Origin of the sequence: Lujinxingia litoralis (assembly GCF_003260125.1) — a bacterium.
GTDB classification, from domain to species: Bacteria; Myxococcota_A; Bradymonadia; order Bradymonadales; family Bradymonadaceae; genus Lujinxingia; species Lujinxingia litoralis.
Window position 1 is genome coordinate 1 of record NZ_QHKO01000017.1, and the last position, 2,115, is coordinate 2,115.

General features: G+C 60.6%; 2 protein-coding genes. Both read left to right on the forward strand.

The window, feature by feature from the left end; translation table 11 throughout:
- Nucleotides 1–1,219: RCC1 domain-containing protein (locus DL240_RS19065; RefSeq protein ID WP_111731491.1), on the forward strand; the 1,219-nt coding region annotated here is incomplete at its 5' end.
- Between the two features lie 282 nt (nt 1,220–1,501).
- Nucleotides 1,502–2,115: hypothetical protein (locus DL240_RS19070; protein WP_158542796.1), on the forward strand; the 614-nt coding region annotated here is incomplete at its 3' end.

Here is a 2,115-nt window from a genome sequence, read left to right on the forward strand (position 1 = left end):
CTGTGAGGGGCTGGCCTTCCCCGAAGGTGAGGCCGAGGTGGTCATCACGCTCAACGCCTGCGCCGGCGAGCTGGAGCCGGAGCATTGTTTGCCGGAGCAGGTTTATACGTTCACGTATGAAACCCCGACCTGGACGCAGGTGGCCACCGGCGCCGAGCACTCCTGCGGCATCCTCGACGACGGCACGTTGTGGTGTTGGGGTAATAACGGCAGCGGTCGCCTGGGCGACGGCTCCACAACCCAGCGCAGCCAGCCCACGCGAGTGGCTGGTGATGGCGTGTGGGCTCAGGTGAGCGCGGGTGGGCAGCATACCTGTGGGATTAAAGAGGATGGGAGTTTGTGGTGTTGGGGTTTGAATAGTGAAAAACAAGCATACCCAGCTTCAAACGCCGCTAATTTCTATAATGAACCTTATCAAATCAATAATGCTTTAAACTGGCATACGGTAGCGGCTGGCGGCACACATACCTGCGCGTTAAATAATGAAGATGAGCTGTATTGCTGGGGGAGAGGGATAGAAGGCCAACTCGGCACCGGCACCCCCGTCGACGACCGCACTCGCGTGGAGATCACCAGCGGCGGCACCACCATCGACACCTTCGTGGCCGTCGCCGCCGGCGATGCGCATACCTGCGCGGTGACGGCTCAGGGGGCGAATGGGTGGTGTTGGGGGAGTCCGGGGGATGGGCGGTTGGATGGCAACCCATCACAAACCGACACGACGGTTTCGGTAGGCAACGCACTGGCAATATCAACCAACATAACATCACATATTGCAGCCGGCGGCACACACTCTTGTGCAATTGTTACGGGAGCCAGCGATCCGGGCGCTTATTGTTGGGGTAATAATACCGAAGGCCAACTTGGTCGTGCTAGCACAACCAGCACCACCGTTAATTTTGTTGATTCAACTCAGGAGTTCTCCTTAATCACCACCGGCGCCGAACATACCTGCGGAATTGCTGATACGGTCGCGTATTGTTGGGGCAATGCTGTTTATGGTCGATTAGGTCATTTAAGTGGTGGATTTACACCTACTGCGGTGTCTTCCCCCCAAACAAACTGGATCGACATCGCAGCGGGCGCATCACATACTTGCGGCATTTCAAACGGCACGATGTATTGCTGGGGCCGCAATAACAACGCTCAGATCGGCGCCCCCAATGTTGGCAGCACTGCGAATGCCCCCACCCCCGTCGCCTGGCCTTACACGCCATAAACTCGGGCTTCGGCAACACGTCCGATCATTAAAACACCCCACCCCCGGCAAACGCTGAAGGTGGGGTGTTTTGCGTCGTACTCGACCTCGACCTCGTACTCGACCTCGACCTCGTACTCGACCTCGTGCTCGGGGCGATTTGCTCTATCATGAAACCACCCCACCCCCCGGCAAACGCTGGCGGTGGGGTGTTTTGCGTGATGGGCTTGCCCCGCGGCGACCATCCGGGCTAAGTCTGGGGCTCTTCATATCAACCTGACACAGCACCGGGAGGGCCCTGCCATGTCGTACTTTCGTGTGATCTTTATTGCACTCACCTTACTCGCCGTGGGTTGCGGCGGCGACGGCGTCGCGACGCCCACAGACACCGACATCACCCCCGACACCACCCCCGACGCCGACGCCGACCCGGACCTCTCCCTGACACTCACCGGCGGCGAGGAGAGCCCCTATGTCATCGACGAAACCGAGGGGGTTTTGAACTTCGATGCGGCGTGCGCCCCCCAGGGCTGCACCCTGGACTCCTGCACCCTGAGCTATGAGGGCGGCGAGGTAGTGACGCCTGTTGAGTGCGCCGAGTCGATCGAGCTCCCCACCGCCAAGCTCAACGCCGAGGGCAGCTGGACGCTCACCGTCAACGCCTCCCTCGACGAGCAAAGCACGAGCGCCTCAAAAACCTTCGATGTGCGCTACGCCTTTGAGGCCGGGCTGGAGGGGTATGAGGCCGGCGAGTCATATGCGTTTAGTCACCCGCCCACGCTGGAGAGCTTTTGCACCCGCGATGGCTGCGATCTCACCATCGCCTGCACCGACGCCGGGGGCGGCACGCTCGCCTGTGAGGGGCTGGCCTTCCCCGAAGGTGAGGCCGAGGTGGTCATCACGCTCAACGCCTGCGC